This is a genomic window from Mycolicibacterium boenickei (assembly GCF_010731295.1).
Lineage (GTDB): Bacteria > Actinomycetota > Actinomycetes > Mycobacteriales > Mycobacteriaceae > Mycobacterium > Mycobacterium boenickei.
Map to the genome: position 1 here is coordinate 5,375,034 of NZ_AP022579.1, position 18,753 is coordinate 5,393,786.

Here is an 18,753-nt window from a genome sequence, read left to right on the forward strand (position 1 = left end):
CTCACTCGCTCATGTCCCCCGTCCCTGGCACGCCGTCGGCAAGGCCGTACTGCAGGTAGACAATCCCGTTCGGGCTGGCCACCGGTGGTTGCAGCAGGGTGACATTGGTGGGCACCGAACCGCCGTCGAACACCTTCTTGCCCTCGCCCAGCATGATCGGGTGCACCCACAGGTCGATGCGATCAAAGAGCTTCTCGTACAGGAGCGTCTGGACCAGGTTCAGGCTGCCGACGACCTTGACATGTTCATGCCGGTCCCTGATCTCGCGCACGGCGGCAACAAGATCCGGGCCCACCCGTTCGGAACCCGCCCACGAGAGATCAGGCGTGCCGCGGGACGCGACGTACTTCGGGATGCGGTTGAACAGCGTGCCGAATTCATCGGTCTGGTGCGGCCAGTAGGCGGCGAAGATGTCGTACGTCCGGCGGCCGAGCAGGAGTGCGTCGGCACCCTCGTACGCAGCGCCGACCTGTGCGCCCGAGACCTCGTCGATCAGCGGGGCCTGCCAGCCGCCGAACGAGAACCCGTCGGGGTCCTCGTCAGGGCCGCCCGGCGCCTGCGCGACGAGGTCGAGGGTCGCGAACAGTTCGATTTCGATGAGTCCCATGCCCATACCGACCAGTGGGCGTTCGCAAACTCATCGCTCGGCGATCGACTCTGCGTCCAGGGCGCAAAAATGCGAAAAATCACGCCCTCAACGCAGAGTCGATGCCACAAGCGAAGAACTACAGCAGCGACAGGATGCGCTCGCCGACCTCGCTGGTCGAGAGCTTCGCGTCGCCGCGGGTGGCCAGGTGCTCGCCGACGGCCTTGTCGACCCGCGCCGCCGCCTCGGTTTCACCGAGGTGGGTCAGCAGCAGCGCCACGCTCATCACCGCGGCGGTGGGATCGGCGATCCCCTGCCCGGCGATGTCGGGTGCGCTGCCGTGCACGGGCTCGAACATCGACGGGTTGGTACCCGTCGCATCGATGTTGCCGCTCGCGGCCAGGCCGATACCGCCGGAGACCGCGGCCGCCAGGTCGGTGATGATGTCGCCGAACAGGTTGTCGGTGACGATCACGTCGAACCGGCCGGGGTCGGTGACCATGTGGATGGTGGCGGCATCGATGTGCTGGTAAGCCGTCTCGACGTCGGGGTAGTCCGCGCCGATCTCATCGACGGTGCGCTTCCACAGCGATCCGGCGAAGGCCAGCACGTTGTTCTTGTGCACCAGGGTGAGGTGCTTGCGCCGCGCCCGGGCTTTCTCGAACGCGTAACGCACCACTCGCTCCACCCCGAACCGGGTGTTGGTGGACACCTCGGTGGCAACCTCGTGCGGGGTGCCGACGCGGATCGCGCCGCCGGTGCCGGTGTAGGGACCTTCGGTGCCCTCGCGCACCACCACGAAGTCGATCTCCGGGTTGCCGGCCAGCGGGCTGGAAACCCCGGCGAACAACTTCGACGGCCGCAGGTTCACGTGGTGGTCCAACGCGAACCGCATGTTGAGCAACAGGCCACGCTCGAGCACACCACTCGGGACCGAAGGATCACCGATGGCGCCCAACAGGATTGCGTCGTAGCCCTTGAGCTCGTCGACGAATCCCTCGGGCAGGGTCTCCCCCGTCGCGTGGTAACGCCGCGCGCCCAGGTCGTATTCGGTCCGGTCGACACCGGGCAAGACCGCGTCGAGCACCTTCAGTGCCTCGGCGATGACCTCCGGGCCGATGCCGTCACCGGCGATGACAGCGAGTTTCATGACAGGTCGACCACTTCCAGCGTCGTGGCGTCAACCGCGGCGGAGATCGCGGAGCGGACGTCCTCGGGCACATCGGTATCCAGCCGCAGCATCACGATGGCGCTGTCACCGTCGACGTCCTGGCTCAGCTGCGCGGCCAAGATGTTGACGTTCGCCCCGCCCAGCAGGGTGCCGATCTTGCCGAGGGCGCCCGGCTGATCGTTGTAGTGGACGATGAGGTTGTACCCCTCGGCGCGCAGGTCGAAGTTGCGCCCGTTGATCTGGACGATCTTCTCCACCAGCTGCGGGCCGCTCAAGGTGCCTGCCACGTTCAGCGCGCTGCCGTCGGCATGCACGACGCGCACATCGACCACGCTGCGGTGGTTGGGACTCTCGGTGGCGGTGCTGATCTCGGAGGCCACGCCACGGTCGGCGGCCAACGTCGGCGCGTTGACGAACGTCACCTGCTCGTCGACCACGGCGGAGAACAGCCCCCGCAGCGCCGACAACCGCAGGATCTCAACATCTTCCGACGCCAGCTCGCCACGTGCCTGCACGGTCAGCGACACCGGAGCCGCATCCGACAGGGCACCGGCCAGCAGACCGAGCTTGCGCACCAGGTCCAGCCAGGGCGCCACCTCTTCGCCGACGGCTCCGCCGCCCACGTTGACGGCGTCCGGCACGAACTCACCCGCCAGGGCGAGCTTCACGCTGGCGGCCACGTCAGTTCCGGCCCGGTCCTGCGCCTCGGCGGTCGAGGCACCCAGGTGCGGGGTCACGACGACCTGGGGCAGCTCGAACAGCGGACTGTCGGTGCACGGTTCGGTCGAGAAGACGTCCAGACCGGCGGCACGCACGTGGCCGCTGGTGATCGCGTCGGCCAGGGCCTGCTCATCGATCAGGCCACCGCGGGCGGCGTTGACGATGATGACGCCCGGCTTGGTCTTGGCCAGGTTCTCCTTGCCGAGCAGACCGGCGGTCTCTTTGGTCTTGGGCAGGTGCACCGAGATGAAGTCGGCGCGGCCGAGCAGCTCGTCCAGCGGCAGCAACTCGATACCGAGCTGGGCGGCGCGGGCCTGCGAGACGTAGGGGTCGTAGGCCACGATGTGCGCGCCGAAGGCGGCCAGACGCTGGGCGACCAGCTGTCCGATGCGGCCAAGGCCGACGACGCCGACGGTCTTGTCGAAGATCTCGACGCCGGAGAACGACGACCGCTTCCAGGTGTGCTCGCGCAGGGTCGCGTCGGCCGCGGGGATCTGCCGGGCGGTGGCCAGCAGCAGGGCCAGGGCGTGCTCGGCAGCGCTGTGGATGTTGGAGGTCGGCGCGTTGACCACGAGCACTCCGCGGGCGGTCGCGGCGTCGACGTCGACATTGTCCAGGCCGACGCCCGCGCGGGCGACGATCTTGAGTTTGGGGGCCGCGGCGATGACCTCGGCGTCCACCGTGGTGGCGGAACGCACCAGGAGCGCATCGGCTTCGGGCACGGCAGCGAGCAGCTTCTCGCGGTCCGGACCGTCGACCCACCTGACCTCTACCTGGTCACCGAGGGCGGCGACGGTCGATTCCGCGAGCTTGTCGGCAATCAAAACAACGGGAAGACTCACGCGGACAGCCTAGTGTGTGGGCCCTACCACAGCCGAACCGCGTGCGGTGTACTGGTGGCGTGGACGTCACAATCGTCGGCAGCGGCCCCAACGGTCTGTCCGCCGCCGTCATCTGCGCCCGAGCCGGATTGTCGGTACGTGTCATCGAAGCACAGCCCACCCCTGGTGGCGGCGCGCGCACCCTGCCCGACCCGGAGTTCCCCGGCGTCGGCCACGACATCTGTTCGGCGGTCCACCCGCTGGCGCTGGCGTCGCCGTTCTTCGCGGCCTACGACCTGCAGGCGCGTGGCGTCGAGCTGGCCGTCCCCGACATCTCCTATGCCAGCCCACTGATCGACCGGCCCGCCGCGGTGGGCTACCGCGACATCGAGCGCACCTGCGCCGAATTGGAATCCGGCGATTCCTGGCGACGGCTGCTCGGCCCGCTGGCCGCCGACTGCGACGGCGTGGTCGGACTCATCCTCGGCGACAAGCGGTCGGTACCGCCCTCGCTGGGCGCAGCCGTCCGCGTCGCACCCCGGCTCCTGGCCCAGGGCACCCCGCTGTGGCGGACACTGGCGGGTGAGGACGCCCGGGCACTGTTCAGCGGCGTTGCCGCCCATACGATTTCGACGATGCCGTCCTTGGTTTCCGGAGGCGCCGGGTTGATGCTGGCGACACTGGGCCATGCCGTGGGCTGGCCGATCCCGATCGGCGGGTCCCAGGCCATCCCCGACGCTCTGCTCGCCGATCTCACCGCGCACGGCGGTGAACTGGTGCTCGGGCACGAGGTCACCGAACCACCGTCGGGCGTGGTCATCTACGACACCGCACCCACGGCCCTGCTGGCCATCTACGGCAAGGCCCTGCCGCCGCGGTATGCCCGGGCGTTGAGTCGCTACACGTACGGGCCGGGCGTGGCGAAGGTCGATTTCGTGTTGAGCGGCGAGATCCCCTGGCGTGACCCACGTCTGGCCCAGGCGCCGACTCTGCATCTCGGTGGTAGCCGCGCGCAGATGGCACTGGCCGAGTCCGAGATCGCCGCGGGGCGCCACGCCGAATGGCCGATGGTGCTGGCCGCACTCCCCCACATCGCCGACCCGACCCGTATCGACGACGCCGGTCGCCGCCCGTTGTGGACCTACGTCCACGTGCCCAACAACTCCACGCTCGACCTGGCCGAGAGCGTCACGGCGATCATCGAACGATTCGCGCCGGGCTTCCGCGATCTGGTGGTCGGAGTGCGCAGCGTGCCCGCGTCGCGGATGGACGAGCACAACGCCAATCTGGTCGGCGGCGACATCGGCGTTGGCGGCAACAACATGGCGAGTGCGCTGCTGGGCCCCACACCGCGGTTCGACCCCTGGACCACACCGATCCCCAAGGCCTACCTGTGCTCGTCGGCCACTCCACCTGGCGGCGGCGTGCACGGGATGGCCGGCTTCTACGCGGCCCGCACCGTGCTGAAACGCGAGTTCGGCATCACGGATCTGCCTAAGCTGGCGCCATGACCCAGCCCAAGGTAGCCGTCATCTATTACTCCGCGACCGGACACGGCACGCACATGGCCCAGCGCGTCACCGCCACCGCGGAGGCCGCCGGCGCCGAGGTGCGGTTGCGGCCCGTCGCCGAGACCGCCGATCCGGCGTCCTTCGCCCACAATCCGGCGTGGACCGCGAATTACGAAGCCACCAAAGATCTTCCGAGCGCGACCGGTGACGACATCGTCTGGGCCGACGCGGTGATCTTCGGCTCCCCCACCCGGTTCGGTTCTGTCGCATCACAATTGCGCGCATTTCTCGATTCGCTCGGTGGCCTGTGGTCGCAGGGCAAGCTCGCCGACAAGGTCTACGCCGGGTTCACCTCGACCAACACCGCTCATGGCGGTCAGGAGACCACGCTGCTGACGCTCTACGTGACGCTGATGCACTGGGGCGGGATCATCGTGCCGCCCGGCTACACGGAGCCGCTCAAGTTCGCCGACGGCAACCCGTACGGCGCGAGCCTGCTGGCCAACCACGACAACATCAACGAGTTCGACGACACCACCTACGACGCGCTGGATCATCTGGCCCGGCGGGTGGTGAGTGTGGCTGCGCGGCTGGGCTGACAAGGCCAACGCGATCGCCTGATTCGCGCATTGGGGCCAGGCCGAGATGTTCTGCGCTCTACAGTCGAGTTGGTCAGCCTTGAATTCAACTCGAGGGGGTGCCGAGGTGTCGACTCGATTTTGGCGGCAAGTGGCGGCCGCCTGCGGAACGGCCATCGTGCTGGTGGCGGTGGTGTCATGCGGCTCGGGGAAACCCATGCAGAAGATCGAAGAAGACGTCACCATCCCGCAGATGACGATCGGCGAGACGATCACGGGTCAGCCGGAGGCGCCGGCCGGCGATACGGAGACCCCGACGGTGCCGCCGACCAGTCCCGAGACGCCGAAGGCCACCCCGCCGATCACGACGCCGCCGCAGGTCGCCGTTCCGCACTGACAACGGCCGGTGATTTGGTGCGAACGCACCACTGGGCCGGCCCTTAGATTTGAGCGGTGAACTCTGGCATCGCACGCTTGGTGGGTTCTCTGCCGCATACCGATCCGGTCATGAAGATCATCGCGGTGGGCGACCTGGAGCTCTATCACGTGAGCCCGCCGTTGCACGGCTACAACGTCGTCGCCGCCGCCCAGACGACGTGGGCCATGCGGGCACAGTGCATCTACCCCGATGGCCACATCGAGCCGCCGGAGCCCGACGATCCGGTATCGACCGAGCTCTACGGTGTCGTCGGTGAAGGTCTGCAGATCGACGACACCGAGAAACTCCCGGGCAGCGCCGACGGCCGCAATGTCGCCCGCACGCTGGCGGCGATCGGCTACACGATCATCTAGTACGCGAAAGGCCAGTTACTGCACGCGTTTTCGAACTTTGCGTGCAATAACTGGCCAGTCAGCGTGAAAATCAGGCCGTTTCGGTGATCGGCCGGTCGACCCAGCTCATCAGGTCGCGCAGCTTCTTGCCGGTGACCTCGATCGGGTGCTCGGCGTTGGCCTTGCGCAGCGCCTCGAGCTCCTTGTTGCCACCCTCGACGTTGGCGACCAGACGCTTGACGAAGGTGCCGTCCTGGATGTCGGTCAGGATGTCCTTCATGCGCTTCTTGGTGTCGGCGTCGATGACCCGCGGGCCGGACAGGTAGCCGCCGAACTCCGCGGTGTCGGACACCGAGTAGTTCATGCGGGCGATGCCGCCCTCGTACATCAGGTCGACGATGAGCTTGAGCTCGTGCAGCACCTCGAAGTAGGCCATCTCCGGGGCGTAGCCCGCCTCGACCATGACCTCGAAGCCGGCCTTGACCAGCTCTTCGGTGCCACCGCAGAGCACGGCCTGCTCACCGAACAGGTCGGTCTCGGTCTCTTCCTTGAAGGTGGTCTTGATGACGCCGGCGCGGGCACCGCCGATGGCGGCGGCGTAGGACAGCGCCAGGGCCTGGCCCTCACCCTTGGGATCCTGGTCGACGGCGATCAGGCAGGGCACACCCTTGCCGTCGACGAACTGGCGACGCACCAGGTGGCCGGGGCCCTTGGGGGCGACCATGCCGACGGTGACGTTGGCCGGGGCCTTGATCAGGCCGAAGTGGATGTTGAGGCCGTGGCCGAAGAACAGCGCGTTGCCGTCCTCGAGGTTGGGCTCGATGTCGTTCTTGAAGATCTCGGCCTGCGCGGTGTCGGGCGCGAGCACCATGATCACGTCGGCCCACTTGGCCACCTCGGCCGGGGTGTCGACCTCAAGGCCCTGCTCCTCGACCTTGACGCGGGACTTCGAACCCTCTTTCAGACCGACCTTGACCTGCACGCCCGAGTCACGCAGCGACAGCGAATGCGCGTGTCCCTGGCTGCCGTAGCCGATGACGGCGACCTTGCGACCCTGGATGATCGACAGGTCCGCGTCGGCGTCGTAAAACATCTCAACTGCCATGCGAAATTTTCCTTCTCTTTCTAGCTCTACAGCCGACTAACGCTACTTGACGTGCTTACTTCACTGCGCTGATACCACGGGGTCCGCGCGAGACCGACACCATGCCGGACTGTGCGATCTCGCGGATACCGTACGGCTCCAGGACCCGCAGCAGGGCCTCCAGCTTCTCCGGGGTACCGGTCGCCTCGACCGTCAGGGACTCGGTCGAAACATCAACGACCTTGGCGCGGAACAGGTTCACCGCTTCGATGACCTGGCCACGGTTGGTTGCGTCGGCGCGCACCTTGATCAGGGCGAGTTCGCGGGAAACCGAGTTGTCGTCCTCCTGCTCGACGATCTTGATCACGTTGATCAGCTTGTTGAGCTGCTTGGTGATCTGTTCCAGCGGCGATTCCTCGACGCTGACCACGATCGTCATCCGCGACATGTGCTTCTGCTCGGTCGCGCCCACCGCCAGGGACTGGATGTTGTAGCCGCGGCGAGAGAACAGCGAGGCCACCCGGGCGAGAACACCGGGTTTGTCCTCGACCAGCACCGAAAGGGTGTGGGTGGGGGTGGTGTTGCTCATCAGTACCCTCTCTTCTTCGCGCAAGCGCTCATCAGGCATGCCCCTCGGCGTCGTTTTCGTCGAACAGCGGCCGGATGTCCCGGGCTGCCATGATCTCGTCGTTGCTGGTACCGGCGGCGACCATCGGCCACACCTGCGCGTCGGCACCGACGATGAAGTCGATGACCACCGGGCGGTCGTTGATGGCCCGGGCCTGATTGATGACGTCCTCGACGTCCTCGGCCCGCTCGCAGCGCAATCCGACGCAGCCGAGCGCCTCGGCCAGCTTGACGAAGTCCGGGATCCGGCGCGAGTGCGTCGCCAGATCGGTCTGGCTGTAGCGCTGGTCGTAGAACAGGGTCTGCCACTGCCGCACCATGCCCAGGTTGCCGTTGTTGATCAACGCCACCTTGATCGGTGCGCCCTCGATGGCGCAGGTGGCCAGCTCCTGGTTGGTCATCTGGAAGCAGCCGTCGCCGTCGATGGCCCACACCTCGGCCTCGGGACGGGCGAACTTGGCGCCCATGGCCGCCGGGACGGCGAAGCCCATGGTGCCAAGACCGCCCGAATTCAGCCAGGTCTTCGGGTTCTCGTACTTGACGAACTGCGCGGCCCACATCTGGTGCTGGCCGACGCCTGCCACGTACACCGCCTCGGGTCCGGCGATCTGACCGAGCTTCTCGATGACGTACTCGGGGCTCAGGCTGCCGTCGCTCTGCGGGCCGTAGCTCAGCGGGTAGGTCGACTTGAGCCCGGACAGGTACTCCCACCAGCTGTCCAGTTTCAGTGCGGCACTGGTGGTCCCGTCGCGGCGCAACACCTCGATCAGATCGGTGATGACGGCCTTGACGTCACCCACGATCGGGACGTCGGCGTGCCGGTTCTTGCCGATCTCGGCGGGGTCGATGTCGGCGTGGATCACCTTCGCCTCGGGCGCGAACGACGACAGCTGGCCGGTGACGCGGTCGTCGAAGCGAGTACCCAGAGCGATCAGCAGATCGCTCTTCTGCAGGGCCCCCACGGCGGCCACGGTCCCGTGCATGCCCGGCATCCCCAGGTGCTGCGGGTGGCTGTCGGGGAACGCACCGCGCGCCATCAAGGTGGTGACGACCGGGATACCGGTCAGCTCGGCCAGCTCGAGCAACTCGGCGCTGGCCTCACCGCGGATGACACCACCGCCGACGTAGAGCACCGGCTTGTGCGCCGCGGCGATCAGCTTGGCGGCCTCGCGCACCTGACGGCTGTGCGGCTTGGTGTTCGGCTTGTAACCGGGCAGGTCCATCTGCGGCGGCCAGGAGAAGGTGCACTGGCCCTGCAGGATGTCCTTGGGAACGTCGACGAGGACCGCGCCCGGGCGACCGGAGCGGGCGATGTGGAAGGCCTCGGCCATCACCTGGGCGATGTCATCGCCGTTGCGCACCAGGAAGTTGTGCTTGGTGATCGGCATGGTCATGCCGGTGATGTCGGCTTCCTGGAAGGCGTCGGTGCCGATCAGGCTGCGGCCCACCTGCCCGGTGATCGCCACCACGGGGATGGAGTCCATCTGGGCGTCGGCCAGCGGAGTGATCAGGTTGGTCGCGCCGGGGCCCGAGGTGGCCATCATCACGCCGACCTTGCCGGTGGCATGGGCGTAGCCGCTGGCGGCATGACCGGCGCCCTGCTCATGGCGAACCAGCACGTGACGCAGTTTCTGTGAGTCGAAAAGCGGATCGTAGACGGGCAGCACGGCGCCGCCGGGGATGCCGAAGACGACGTCGACACCGAGCTCCTCCAGCGACCGGACGACCGCCTGGGCGCCGGTGAGCTGCACCGGTGCAACCCGATTGGGCTGACCCGATTCTGATTTGGCCTTGGCTGCGCCGTTGGCAGGCGCGGTTCCCGACCGGGCTGGCGGTCGTGTTGTCGGTGCGCTCACGATGTCCTCTTCACGGTTGCGTCACATTCCTGTTGGCGGAAACTTCAATTTTTCAATGATTCCGGCGCGCTTGTGGGCAAATAAAAAACCCCCGTCAGCCGGCAGCTGTACGAGGGTGGCGCGTCGATGCGGTTGGCTATGCCCGGCAGAGGGCTAGCGCGGCATCAACGCGCCAACCAATTACTACGAGCAATCCGGGGGTCTGCATAGCACTCGACGGTAGCTGCCGTACAGGTTAAAGGTCAAATTGCTTCGCCTGCGGGCCACGACAGAGTGGATGGCCGGCGGGCCGGCGATTCAGGTGGTGCAAGGATGAAGCTGTGAGCGCACGATCGGCAACCGCCCCTGTCGTCATCCGGATTTCGCCCATGGCGCACCTGGCAGTCGGCTTTCTGACGCTCGGTCTGCTGACCCTGGTGCTGAGCAATCCCACCGTTTTCTCGGTGCTGCTGGTGATCCCGATTGCGTTGTCGGCGGCCATCATCCGGTACCGCACCACCGCCGATACCGACACCGTCACCGCGCGTTCTCTGACGCGCAGCCGCACGGTGCAGTGGGGCGATATCAAGGGACTGCGGTTCGACCGGTCCTCATGGGCGATTGCCGACCTGAACGACGGAACCGACCTGCGCCTGCCCGCAGTGACGTTCGCAACATTGCCGTTGCTGACCGAGGTGAGCGGCGGCCGCGTACCGAATCCGTACGCCTGATCAGTGGCCGTTCAGCACCGATTCAGCCGAGTGGGTTGCCGCCGTTGAGCAGCACCCAGATGGCGATGCCCCCGGCCACGCCGAGCAACAGGGCGACGAAGGATCCGACGAAGGGACGCCGGGCCCACCCGCGACCGGCATCGAATCCGTAGCGACCCGGTCCGGTGAGGATGATCGCGGCCGCGGCCACGACGACGATGAACCGATATTCGGTGCCATCGGTGATGACTTCCGAGAGCCGGGCCTGCTCGTGGGCCGCCATCGCGGTCGCGAGCACCCCGTTGATCAGGTAGGCCAGGGCGCCGGCCGCCGCGATCGGCGTGAACAGCCCCAGCACCAACAGCACGCCGGCGGCGATCTGGCCTCCGGTAGCCGCGTAGGTCAGGATGTCGGCGTTCTTGAAGCCCATCTCACCGAGTTGGGTGTTGAACCCGTCCAGGCCGGGGCCGCCCCACCATCCGAACGCCTTCTGCAGGCCGTGGATGATCATCAGCCCGCCAAGTGCCACGCGCAGGATCAACAGGCCGAGGTCCTGGGTGCCTCTTCGGCCGGCGGCCCTGATGCGGTCGTCGACGAACTCGTCGCGCTCGATCTCGGCCGGTTCGGCCGAGAAGGGGCCGATCGGAGCGGGGCCGCCCGGCTGCACGTACGGCAGCGGCTCAGGGTCTCCGACCAGGCTGAAGGCAGACTGGTCGCCCGATTTGGAGTCGTAGCGCGGAATCGCGGTGGTTTCGAAGTCCCCGCCGTACGTCGCCGACGGCAGATCGTCTTCGGGGTCGACCAGGCTGGCTCCGGCCGGCCTGGCGGAATCGTCCGAGTAACCCGGTCGTTGCCAGGCTTGAGGGTCCTGCGAGTGACTGGTCACAGCTGCCAGGGTAAGTGCAAGGTCGGTCCGATCCGGGTATTTACCCCGGCGCTTCTGCCTGGTATCGGGCTGCTATGGACCCGGCGCACGGTCCCGACGTGGCGCGCACTGCCGAGGCATCCGTAATCTGGCGGGCATGAAATCGCGCCGGCGGATGACGGGGGTGGCCGCCGTTCTGTGCGCCGCGATGCTGGTCGGTTCGGGCTGCGCCCGATTCGACGCGGCCCAGTCCGAGCCTTTCACCACTGAACCGAAGATGGAGCCGGGGCCGACCACGACGCCGCCGCCTCCGCCGCCGCTGCCTGCCAAGCCGTTTCCCAAGGAATGCAAGGCAACGGGCGTGATGCAGGGTTGCCTGGACAGCACCAGCGGTTTGATCATGCTTCCCGACAGCCAGTCCGCCCTGGTCGGCGAGCGGCTCACCGGCGCGGTCAAGCAGGTGTCGGTGAAAGCCGAGCCGAAGGTCAAGGTGATGATCCCGGTCGATCCGTCTGGCGACGGCGGCCTGATGGACATCGTGTTGTCCCCGACGTACAGCCAGGACCGGTTGATGTACGCCTACGTCAGCACACCGACCGACAACCGGGTGATTCGCATCGCCGACGGCGACGTGCCGAAGCCGATCCTCACCGGCATCCCCAAGGGCGCCAGCGGCAACATGGGGTCGCTGACTTTCACCAGCAAGACCACCCTGCTGGTGCAAACGGGTGATGCGGGCGATCCCGCACTGGCCGCCGATCCCGGATCACTGGCCGGCAAGGTGCTGCGCATCGAGCAGCCGACCACGGTCAACCAGGCCCCGATCACCACGGCGCTGAGCGGCCTCGGCGCCGCCGGGGCGATGTGCGTCGACGCGGCGGACGGTTCGCTCTACGTCACCGACCGGACTCCGAGCGCCGACCGTCTGCAGCGGATCACCAAGGATTCCAAGGTGTCCACGGTGTGGACCTGGCCGGACCGCCCAGGCGTCGCCGGGTGCGCCGCCCTGGAGGGCACGGTGTTGGTCAACCTCGTCGACCCCAAGAAGACCGTCGCGGTGCGGCTCGCCCCCGACACCGGCGCCGTCACCGGTGATCCGGAGGTGGTGCGGGAGAACGTGCGCGGACACGCGTGGGCGCTGCAGCTGTCCCCTGACGGCAACGTGTGGGGTGCGACCGTGAACCGGACCGCCGGCGACGCGGAGAGCTTCGACGACGTCGTGTTCCCACTCTTCCCGCAGGGCGGCGGCTTCCCGCGCAGCAACGCTGACAACACCTGAGCCACAACACATTTCAAGGCGGGTCGGCTCACGAATCGTGACCGGGGACGGCTGCACCGACGGCGAAAAATAAATGCAAGGGTCACAACGTGCCCTTAGAAATGGTTCGCCTATCACGTACCATTGTCCGGGTGCCTGACCGCCCCCGCCGCAGATACGCGCCGCGGCTACCGCGCGAGGAAAGGCGCGAGCAACTGCTGGACGCGGCGATGACCGTGCTCCACGACTGCCCCTTGCACGAGCTGAGGATGGAGGCGGTCGCCGAGGCCGGCGGAGTGGGCAAACCGGTGCTGTATACCGCGTTCCGAACCCGCGCCGAGCTGGTGACCGCCTTGCTCATCCGCGAGCATCAACAGGGGCTGAGTCAGGTACTGGCCGCGCTGCCCAAGAACCTGTCGGTCACGGGCCCGACGGATGCCTATACCGCGACCGTCACCGGTTTCCTGCGGTGCGTGCTGGAGAATCCGACCCGCTGGCGGCTGATCCTCACCGTGCCCGACAGTGCCCCGCGCGACTACCGCGCCGCCGTCCGCAACGCCCGGAATCAGATCCTCACGCAGGTAGAGCAAATGGCGAAAGCCGGCATTGCGGTGGATCCGCGGCTGGCTGCGCTGGATGCCGAGCTGCTCGGTCACACGTTGTTGTCGTTCGCCGAGATGCTCGGCCGGCTGGCCGTGCACGACCCGGACAACTACCCGCGTGAGCGGCTCGAACGGTATGCCGCCGCGGCGATGACGATGCTCGCCGGCCGGTGAGCTGACCGTCGGTTATCCGGCCTGGCCGCAGGCGGCCAGCACCAACTCGCGCACCCGCGCGGCGTCGGCCGAGCCCTTGGTGGCCTTCATCACGGCGCCGACGATGGCGCCTGCCGCAGCGACCTTGCCGCCGCGGATCTTCTCCACGACATCGGGGTTGGCAGCCAGTGCCTCGTCCACCGCGGCCTGGATCACCGAGTCGTCGCGCACGAGCGCCAAGCCACGGTCGGTCATCACCTGCTCGGGCTCGCCTTCGCCGGCCAACACACCTTCGATCACCTGGCGGGCCAGCTTGTTGGACAGCTTGCCCTCGTCGACGAGTTTGACCACGGCGGCCACCTGGGCCGGGGTGATGGGCAGCGCCTCGAGCTCGATTTCCGACTCGTTCGCCTTCTGCACCAGGAAGTTGCCCCACCAGGCGCGCGCGGCCTCGCTGGAGGCGCCGTGGCCGACGGTGGCGGCCACCAGCTCGACGGCACCGGCGTTGACCAGGTCGCGCATCACCTCGTCGGAGATGCCCCATTCCTCCTGAATCCGCTTGCGCGCCAACCACGGCAGCTCGGGGATGGTCTGGCGCAGGCGGTCGACCAGCTCGTCGCTTGGCGCGATCGGCTCAAGGTCGGGCTCCGGGAAATAGCGGTAATCCTGCGCGGTTTCCTTGCTCCGTCCCGGCGAGGTGTAACCGTCCTCGTGGAAATGCCGGGTCTCCTGGGTGACCGTGCCGCCGGAGTTGAGAACCGCGGCCTGGCGGCGCATTTCGTACCGGACCGCCACCTCGACGCTCTTGAGCGAGTTCACGTTCTTGGTCTCGGTACGGGTGCCGAACTCGGCCGCGCCGACCGGCTTGAGGGATAGGTTCGAGTCACACCGCATGGACCCCTGGTCCATGCGCACGTCCGATACACCCAAGCCGCGCAGCAGATCTCGCAGTGCCGTCACGTAGGCACGGGCGATTTCCGGTGCCCGCGCCCCGGTTCCCTCGATGGGCCTGGTGACGATTTCGATCAGCGGAACACCGGCCCGGTTGAAGTCGGCCAGCGACGTGGTCGCGCCCGCGATGCGCCCGGTGTCACTGCCCAGGTGCGTCAGCTTCCCGGTGTCCTCCTCCATGTGCGCACGCTCGATCTCGACGCGGAAGGTGGTGCCGTCATCGAGCGGCACGTCGAGGTACCCGTTGATCGCGATGGGTTCGTCGTACTGCGAGATCTGGTAGTTCTTCGGCTGGTCCGGGTAGAAGTAGTTCTTCCGGGCGAACCGGCCCCACGGTGCGATATCGCAGTTGAGCGCGAGGCCGATGCGGATCGCCGCCTCGACGGCCGCCTCGTTGAGCACCGGAAGAGAACCGGGCAGTCCGAGGCAGACCGGGCAGACGAGCGTGTTGGGCTCGGCACCGAACCGATTGGCGCAGCCGCAGAACATCTTGGTGGCCGTGGACAGCTCGACGTGCACCTCCATGCCCATCACGGGCTCGTAGGCGGCGATCACGTCGTCGTAGTCGACGAGTTCAGCGGTAGCGACAGACATGGTGTCGATCCTAATGGGGCCGCGTTTCAGGTCAGTCCGGGGTGGACGCCGGGGATCAGACCCGCGGCGGCCGACAACCGCCGCAATGTGTGTCGCAGGACGGCGCGCTCGTCGTCGGACAGCGACGCGGTGACCTCGTCCTCGAGCGCGCGGCCGGTCTCATCCAGCGCCGGGATCAGCTCCCGCGCCCGCTCGGTCAACGACACGGCGAAGGCCCGGCGGTCCTCGGGATGCGGCCTGCGTTCCACCAGCCCCTCAGCCTCAAGGGTGTCGATCAGCGTGACCATGACGTTGCGGTGCAGGCCCAGCCGCTCGTACAGCTCACGCTGGGACTGCCCGTCGGCCGCGGCGAGCGCCAGCAGGACCGCGGTGGCCCGGGGATGCAGGCCCAGCGGTTCCAACCTGGCCTTGAACCCCTCGGCCACATACGCGCCGAGCTGGGACAGCAGAAACGGTATGCGCTGGTCGAGCGCGGACACCCCGATCGGTTTCTCAGCCACACGCGGACACTAGCACTGCGAGTGATTGTCATATAGCGTGATTGTCACTATTAGTGACCATTTGGGAGGCTTCATGCGAATCGTCATTTTCGGCGCCAACGGCGCAACGGGACGTCTGCTCACCCGCCGAGCCCTCGACGCGGGCCACACCGTCGTGGCGGTGACCCGCCATCCCGAGCAGTTCCCGATCACCGGCGCCGCACTCACGGTGGCCGAAGCCGACGTGCGCGACGCCGCGGCGGTCACCGCCGCGGTCGACGGCGCCGACGCGGTGCTGTCCACCTTGGGCGTCACGTTCACCATGGATCCGGTCGACACGTACTCGGTCGGCGTGGGCAATATCGTCGCCGCGATGTGCGCGACCGGAGTCGACCGACTGGCCGTCGTGAGCTCCACCGCGATCGCCGACTACCCCGGGCGGACCGATACCCCGTTCGCGCTGCGCGTGGTCCAGCCGGTGATCAGCCGCATCTTCGGCCGGACCCTCTATGCCGACATGCGCCGGATGGAGGACATCGTCACCGGCAGCGGATTGAACTGGACGATCGTGCGGCCGTCCGGCCTGTTCGACCTGCCAGAAGTCACGGAATACGTTGCCGGCCGGCGCGATCCGGTGGGAGCGTTCACCTCCCGCACCGACCTCGCCGACTACCTGCTGAGGTTGGCCGGAGCGCCCGAAACCGGTGCGACCGTGACGATTTCGACGACGGTAGACACTCCGTCCATGTGGCAGCTACTCCGCCGCGAAGCGCTCAAGAGCGCGTGATTTTCCTGGCCGAGCAGACACAAATGTCCCCGAAACCCTTGGAAAAAGGGTAAATATGTGTCTGCTCGGCAGGGGACGTGACCTATCCGAAGAACTCGGCGGCATCGTCGTAACGGGACTGCGGTACCAGTTTGAGGTGGCGGGTCGCATCGGCCAGTGACACCCGGCCGATGTCCTGCCCCTGCAACGACACCATCATCCCGAACTCGCCGGCGTGCGCGGCGTCGGCCGCGTTCACCCCGAACCGGGTGGCCAGCACCCGGTCGTACGCGGTCGGAGTACCGCCGCGCTGGACGTGGCCCAGCACCGTGACCCGGACGTCCTTCTTGATCCGCTTCTCCACCTCTAATGCCAATTGCTGTGCCACACCGGTGAATTTCTCGTGGCCGAACTCGTCCATGCCGCCCTGGCGCAGTTGCATCGTGCCCTCGGCCGGCTTCGCCCCCTCGGCCACCACGCAGATGAAGTGTGACGAACCGTGCTGGAACCGCTTCTTGACCAGCCGACAGACCTCCTCGACATCGAAGGGCTGCTCGGGGATCAGCGTCATGTGCGCACCCGAGGCGATCCCGGCGTTCAGCGCTATCCAGCCGGCATGGCGGCCCATCACCTCGACCAGCATGACGCGCTGGTGCGACTCGGCGGTGCTGTGCAATCGGTCGATCGCCTCGGTCGCCACCTGTAGAGCCGTGTCGTGGCCGAAAGTCACGTCCGTGCAGTCGATGTCGTTGTCGATGGTCTTCGGCACCCCGACCACCGGAACGTTCTCCTCGGACAACCAGTGCGCGGCGGTCAACGTGCCTTCGCCACCGATCGGGATCAGCACATCGATCCCGTTGTCCTCGAGCGTCTGCTTGATCTGCTCCAGGCCGGCCCGCAGCTTGTCCGGGTTGACCCGCGCGGTGCCCAAGATGGTGCCGCCCTTGGCCAGTAGCCGGTCGTTGCGATCGTCGTTCGCCAATTGGATGCGGCGGTCTTCCAACAAACCGCGCCAGCCGTCGAGGAATCCGACCACCGACGACCCGTACCGCTGGTCGCAGGTACGCACCACCGCCCGGATCACCGCGTTCAGGCCAGGACAATCACCGCCGCCGGTGAGAACTCCGATGCGCATGGGCACCATCTTGCCTCGCCCGACACAACCATGCCGGGCATAGGGACATAGCGCCTACAACGCGCTGGGCAACGGGCCGCGAGCCGCCTCGTAGGCCGCGCCCACGCGGTACAGCCGGTCATCGGCCAGGGCCGGCGCCATGATCTGCAGACCGACGGGCAGGCCGTCGTCGGGGGACAGACCCGACGGCACCGACATACCGCAGTGCCCGGCCAGGTTCAGCGGCAGCGTGCACAAGTCGAACAGGTACATGGCCAGCGGATCGTCGACCTTCTCCCCCAACCGGAACGCCGTCGTCGGCGTGGCCGGGGACACCAGGACATCCACGCTCTGGTACGCCTGCTCCAGGTCGCGGGCGATCAGGGTCCGCACCTTCTGCGCCTGGTTGTAGTAGGCGTCGTAGTAACCCGCCGACAACGCGTAGGTGCCGATCATGATCCGGCGCTTGACCTCCGGGCCGAATCCGGCGGCCCGGGTCAGCGCCATGACCTCTTCGGCGCTGTGGGTGCCGTCATCGCCGACGCGCAGCCCGAACCGCATCGCGTCGAAGCGGGCCAGGTTGCTGGACACCTCGGACGGCAGGATCAGGTAGTAGGCGTCCATCGCATGGTCGAAGTGCGGACAGTCGACCTCGGTGACCTCCGCGCCGAGCGCGGTCAGTTGAGCGACCGCGGCGTTGAACGACTCCAGCACGCCCGGCTGGTATCCGTCACCGCGCAGCTGCTTGACCACACCGATGCGCACGCCCTTGAGATCGCCTGCCGCACCGGCCCGGGCGGCGCCGACCACATCCGGAACCGCAGCATCGACGGAGGTGGAGTCACGCGGGTCGTGGCCGGCGATCACCTGGTGCAGCAGCGCGGTGTCGAGCACCGTGCGGGCACAGGGGCCACCCTGGTCGAGCGAGGAGGCGCACGCGATCAGGCCGTAGCGCGAGACCGTGCCGTAGGTCGGTTTGACGCCGACGGTCGCGGTGAGCGCGGCAGGCTGACGGATCGACCCGCCGGTGTCGGTGCCGATGGCCAGCGGGGCCTGGTAGGCGGCGAGCGCGGCGGCGCTGCCGCCGCCCGATCCGCCGGGCACCCGCTCGGTGTTCCACGGGTTGCGCGTCGGACCGTAGGCGGAGTTCTCGGTCGACGATCCCATGGCGAATTCGTCCATGTTGGTCTTGCCCAGGATCGGGATGCCCGCGGCGCGAAGCCGCGAGGTCACCGTCGCGTCGTACGGCGCGCGCCACCCCTCCAGGATCTTGGACCCCGCGGTGGTCGGCATGTCGGTGGCGGTGAAGACGTCCTTGAGCGCCAGCGGCACCCCGGCCAACGGCGAGGGCAGCGTCTCCCCGGCAGCCACGGCGGCGTCGATCCGGGCCGCGGCGGCCAACGCGGAATCGGCGGCCACGTGCAGGAAGGCGTTGAAGCGGTCGTCGGTCTCGGCGATCTGGTCCAGGTGGGCCTGAGTCACCTCGGTCGAGGAGACCTCCTTGGCCGCGATCTGGGCACCCAGGGTCGCCGCATCGCGACGGGTCAGCTCACTCAT

The 18,753-nt window shown here is 67.5% G+C and carries 19 protein-coding genes; 8 read left to right on the top strand and 11 right to left on the bottom strand.

The features are described from left to right. Position 1 precedes the first annotated feature (1 nt). From G6N57_RS25690 to serA, 3 genes are all read right to left on the bottom strand, one after another. Positions 2-607, bottom strand: coding sequence for a dihydrofolate reductase family protein (locus G6N57_RS25690; RefSeq protein ID WP_077743919.1), 606 nt, complete (start codon positions 605-607; stop codon positions 2-4). A gap of 118 nt (positions 608-725) precedes the next feature. After that, positions 726-1,736: a 3-isopropylmalate dehydrogenase gene (locus G6N57_RS25695; protein ID WP_077743876.1), complete on the bottom strand. Its 1,011-nt coding sequence runs from the start codon at positions 1,734-1,736 to the stop codon at positions 726-728. After that, positions 1,733-3,319, bottom strand: a complete 1,587-nt coding sequence (serA, locus tag G6N57_RS25700) for a phosphoglycerate dehydrogenase (RefSeq protein WP_077743875.1) — start codon at positions 3,317-3,319, stop codon at positions 1,733-1,735. Before serA ends, G6N57_RS25695 begins: the two co-directional genes overlap by 4 nt. A gap of 59 nt (positions 3,320-3,378) precedes the next feature. Between serA and G6N57_RS25705 the strand changes: the two genes are divergently transcribed. The 4 genes from G6N57_RS25705 (at position 3,379) to G6N57_RS25720 (ending at position 6,179) form a co-directional block, all read left to right on the top strand. Then, positions 3,379-4,809, top strand: a complete 1,431-nt coding sequence (locus G6N57_RS25705) for a phytoene desaturase family protein (protein WP_077743874.1) — start codon at positions 3,379-3,381, stop codon at positions 4,807-4,809. Continuing rightward, complete coding sequence (wrbA, locus tag G6N57_RS25710; RefSeq protein ID WP_077743873.1) at positions 4,806-5,408, top strand: NAD(P)H:quinone oxidoreductase; 603 nt, start codon at positions 4,806-4,808, stop codon at positions 5,406-5,408. Before G6N57_RS25705 ends, wrbA begins: the two co-directional genes overlap by 4 nt. A gap of 106 nt (positions 5,409-5,514) precedes the next feature. After that, positions 5,515-5,784 carry a hypothetical protein gene (locus G6N57_RS25715; protein WP_133118318.1) on the top strand — a complete coding sequence of 90 codons (270 nt, stop codon included), beginning with the start codon at positions 5,515-5,517 and terminating at the stop codon, positions 5,782-5,784. A gap of 56 nt (positions 5,785-5,840) precedes the next feature. After that, positions 5,841-6,179 (top strand): hypothetical protein, encoded by a 339-nt coding sequence (locus G6N57_RS25720; protein ID WP_077743871.1) that lies wholly within the window; start codon positions 5,841-5,843, stop codon positions 6,177-6,179. A gap of 70 nt (positions 6,180-6,249) precedes the next feature. Here G6N57_RS25720 and ilvC read toward each other — a convergent pair whose 3' ends face one another. From ilvC to G6N57_RS25735, 3 genes are read right to left on the bottom strand one after another with little or no spacing between them, the layout of a single operon-like run. Continuing rightward, the gene (gene ilvC, locus G6N57_RS25725; protein ID WP_036439400.1) at positions 6,250-7,263 is read right to left on the bottom strand and encodes a ketol-acid reductoisomerase; all 1,014 of its coding nucleotides are present in this window, start codon (positions 7,261-7,263) and stop codon (positions 6,250-6,252) included. A 55-nt stretch (positions 7,264-7,318) separates the two neighbouring features. Continuing rightward, positions 7,319-7,831 carry an acetolactate synthase small subunit gene (gene ilvN / locus G6N57_RS25730; RefSeq protein ID WP_065460760.1) on the bottom strand — a complete coding sequence of 171 codons (513 nt, stop codon included), beginning with the start codon at positions 7,829-7,831 and terminating at the stop codon, positions 7,319-7,321. 31 nt (positions 7,832-7,862) lie between these two features. After that, entirely contained in the window at positions 7,863-9,725 is a 1,863-nt protein-coding gene (locus tag G6N57_RS25735) for an acetolactate synthase large subunit (RefSeq protein WP_077743870.1), read from the bottom strand. 368 nt (positions 9,726-10,093) lie between these two features. On the opposite strand from G6N57_RS25735, the gene G6N57_RS25740 reads away from it, so the two are divergent. Further along, entirely contained in the window at positions 10,094-10,435 is a 342-nt protein-coding gene (locus G6N57_RS25740; protein WP_097925962.1) for a PH domain-containing protein, read from the top strand. Between the two features lie 22 nt (positions 10,436-10,457). Here G6N57_RS25740 and G6N57_RS25745 read toward each other — a convergent pair whose 3' ends face one another. Continuing rightward, positions 10,458-11,300, bottom strand: coding sequence for a DoxX family protein (locus G6N57_RS25745; RefSeq protein ID WP_077743868.1), 843 nt, complete (start codon positions 11,298-11,300; stop codon positions 10,458-10,460). 136 nt (positions 11,301-11,436) lie between these two features. Between G6N57_RS25745 and G6N57_RS25750 the strand changes: the two genes are divergently transcribed. Then, the gene (locus G6N57_RS25750; protein WP_174814517.1) at positions 11,437-12,558 is read left to right on the top strand and encodes a PQQ-dependent sugar dehydrogenase; all 1,122 of its coding nucleotides are present in this window, start codon (positions 11,437-11,439) and stop codon (positions 12,556-12,558) included. Between the two features lie 101 nt (positions 12,559-12,659). After that, positions 12,660-13,313 (top strand): TetR/AcrR family transcriptional regulator, encoded by a 654-nt coding sequence (locus G6N57_RS25755; protein WP_077743867.1) that lies wholly within the window; start codon positions 12,660-12,662, stop codon positions 13,311-13,313. Positions 13,314-13,325: 12 nt separating this feature from the next. Here G6N57_RS25755 and gatB read toward each other — a convergent pair whose 3' ends face one another. Beyond that, entirely contained in the window at positions 13,326-14,837 is a 1,512-nt protein-coding gene (gatB, locus tag G6N57_RS25760; RefSeq protein ID WP_077743866.1) for an Asp-tRNA(Asn)/Glu-tRNA(Gln) amidotransferase subunit GatB, read from the bottom strand. A gap of 26 nt (positions 14,838-14,863) precedes the next feature. Continuing rightward, entirely contained in the window at positions 14,864-15,337 is a 474-nt protein-coding gene (locus G6N57_RS25765) for a MarR family winged helix-turn-helix transcriptional regulator (RefSeq protein WP_065511030.1), read from the bottom strand. Positions 15,338-15,410: 73 nt separating this feature from the next. Here G6N57_RS25765 and G6N57_RS25770 point away from each other — a divergent pair, with 73 nt between their 5' ends. After that, on the top strand, positions 15,411-16,103 hold the full coding sequence (locus tag G6N57_RS25770; RefSeq protein WP_077743865.1) for an NAD(P)-dependent oxidoreductase: 693 nt from the start codon (positions 15,411-15,413) through the stop codon (positions 16,101-16,103). A gap of 82 nt (positions 16,104-16,185) precedes the next feature. Here the strand turns inward: G6N57_RS25770 and G6N57_RS25775 are convergent, their stop codons facing one another. Then, the gene (locus G6N57_RS25775) at positions 16,186-17,217 is read right to left on the bottom strand and encodes an ATP-dependent 6-phosphofructokinase (RefSeq protein WP_077743917.1); all 1,032 of its coding nucleotides are present in this window, start codon (positions 17,215-17,217) and stop codon (positions 16,186-16,188) included. Positions 17,218-17,271: 54 nt separating this feature from the next. Then, positions 17,272-18,753: an Asp-tRNA(Asn)/Glu-tRNA(Gln) amidotransferase subunit GatA gene (gene gatA, locus G6N57_RS25780; protein ID WP_077743916.1), complete on the bottom strand. Its 1,482-nt coding sequence runs from the start codon at positions 18,751-18,753 to the stop codon at positions 17,272-17,274.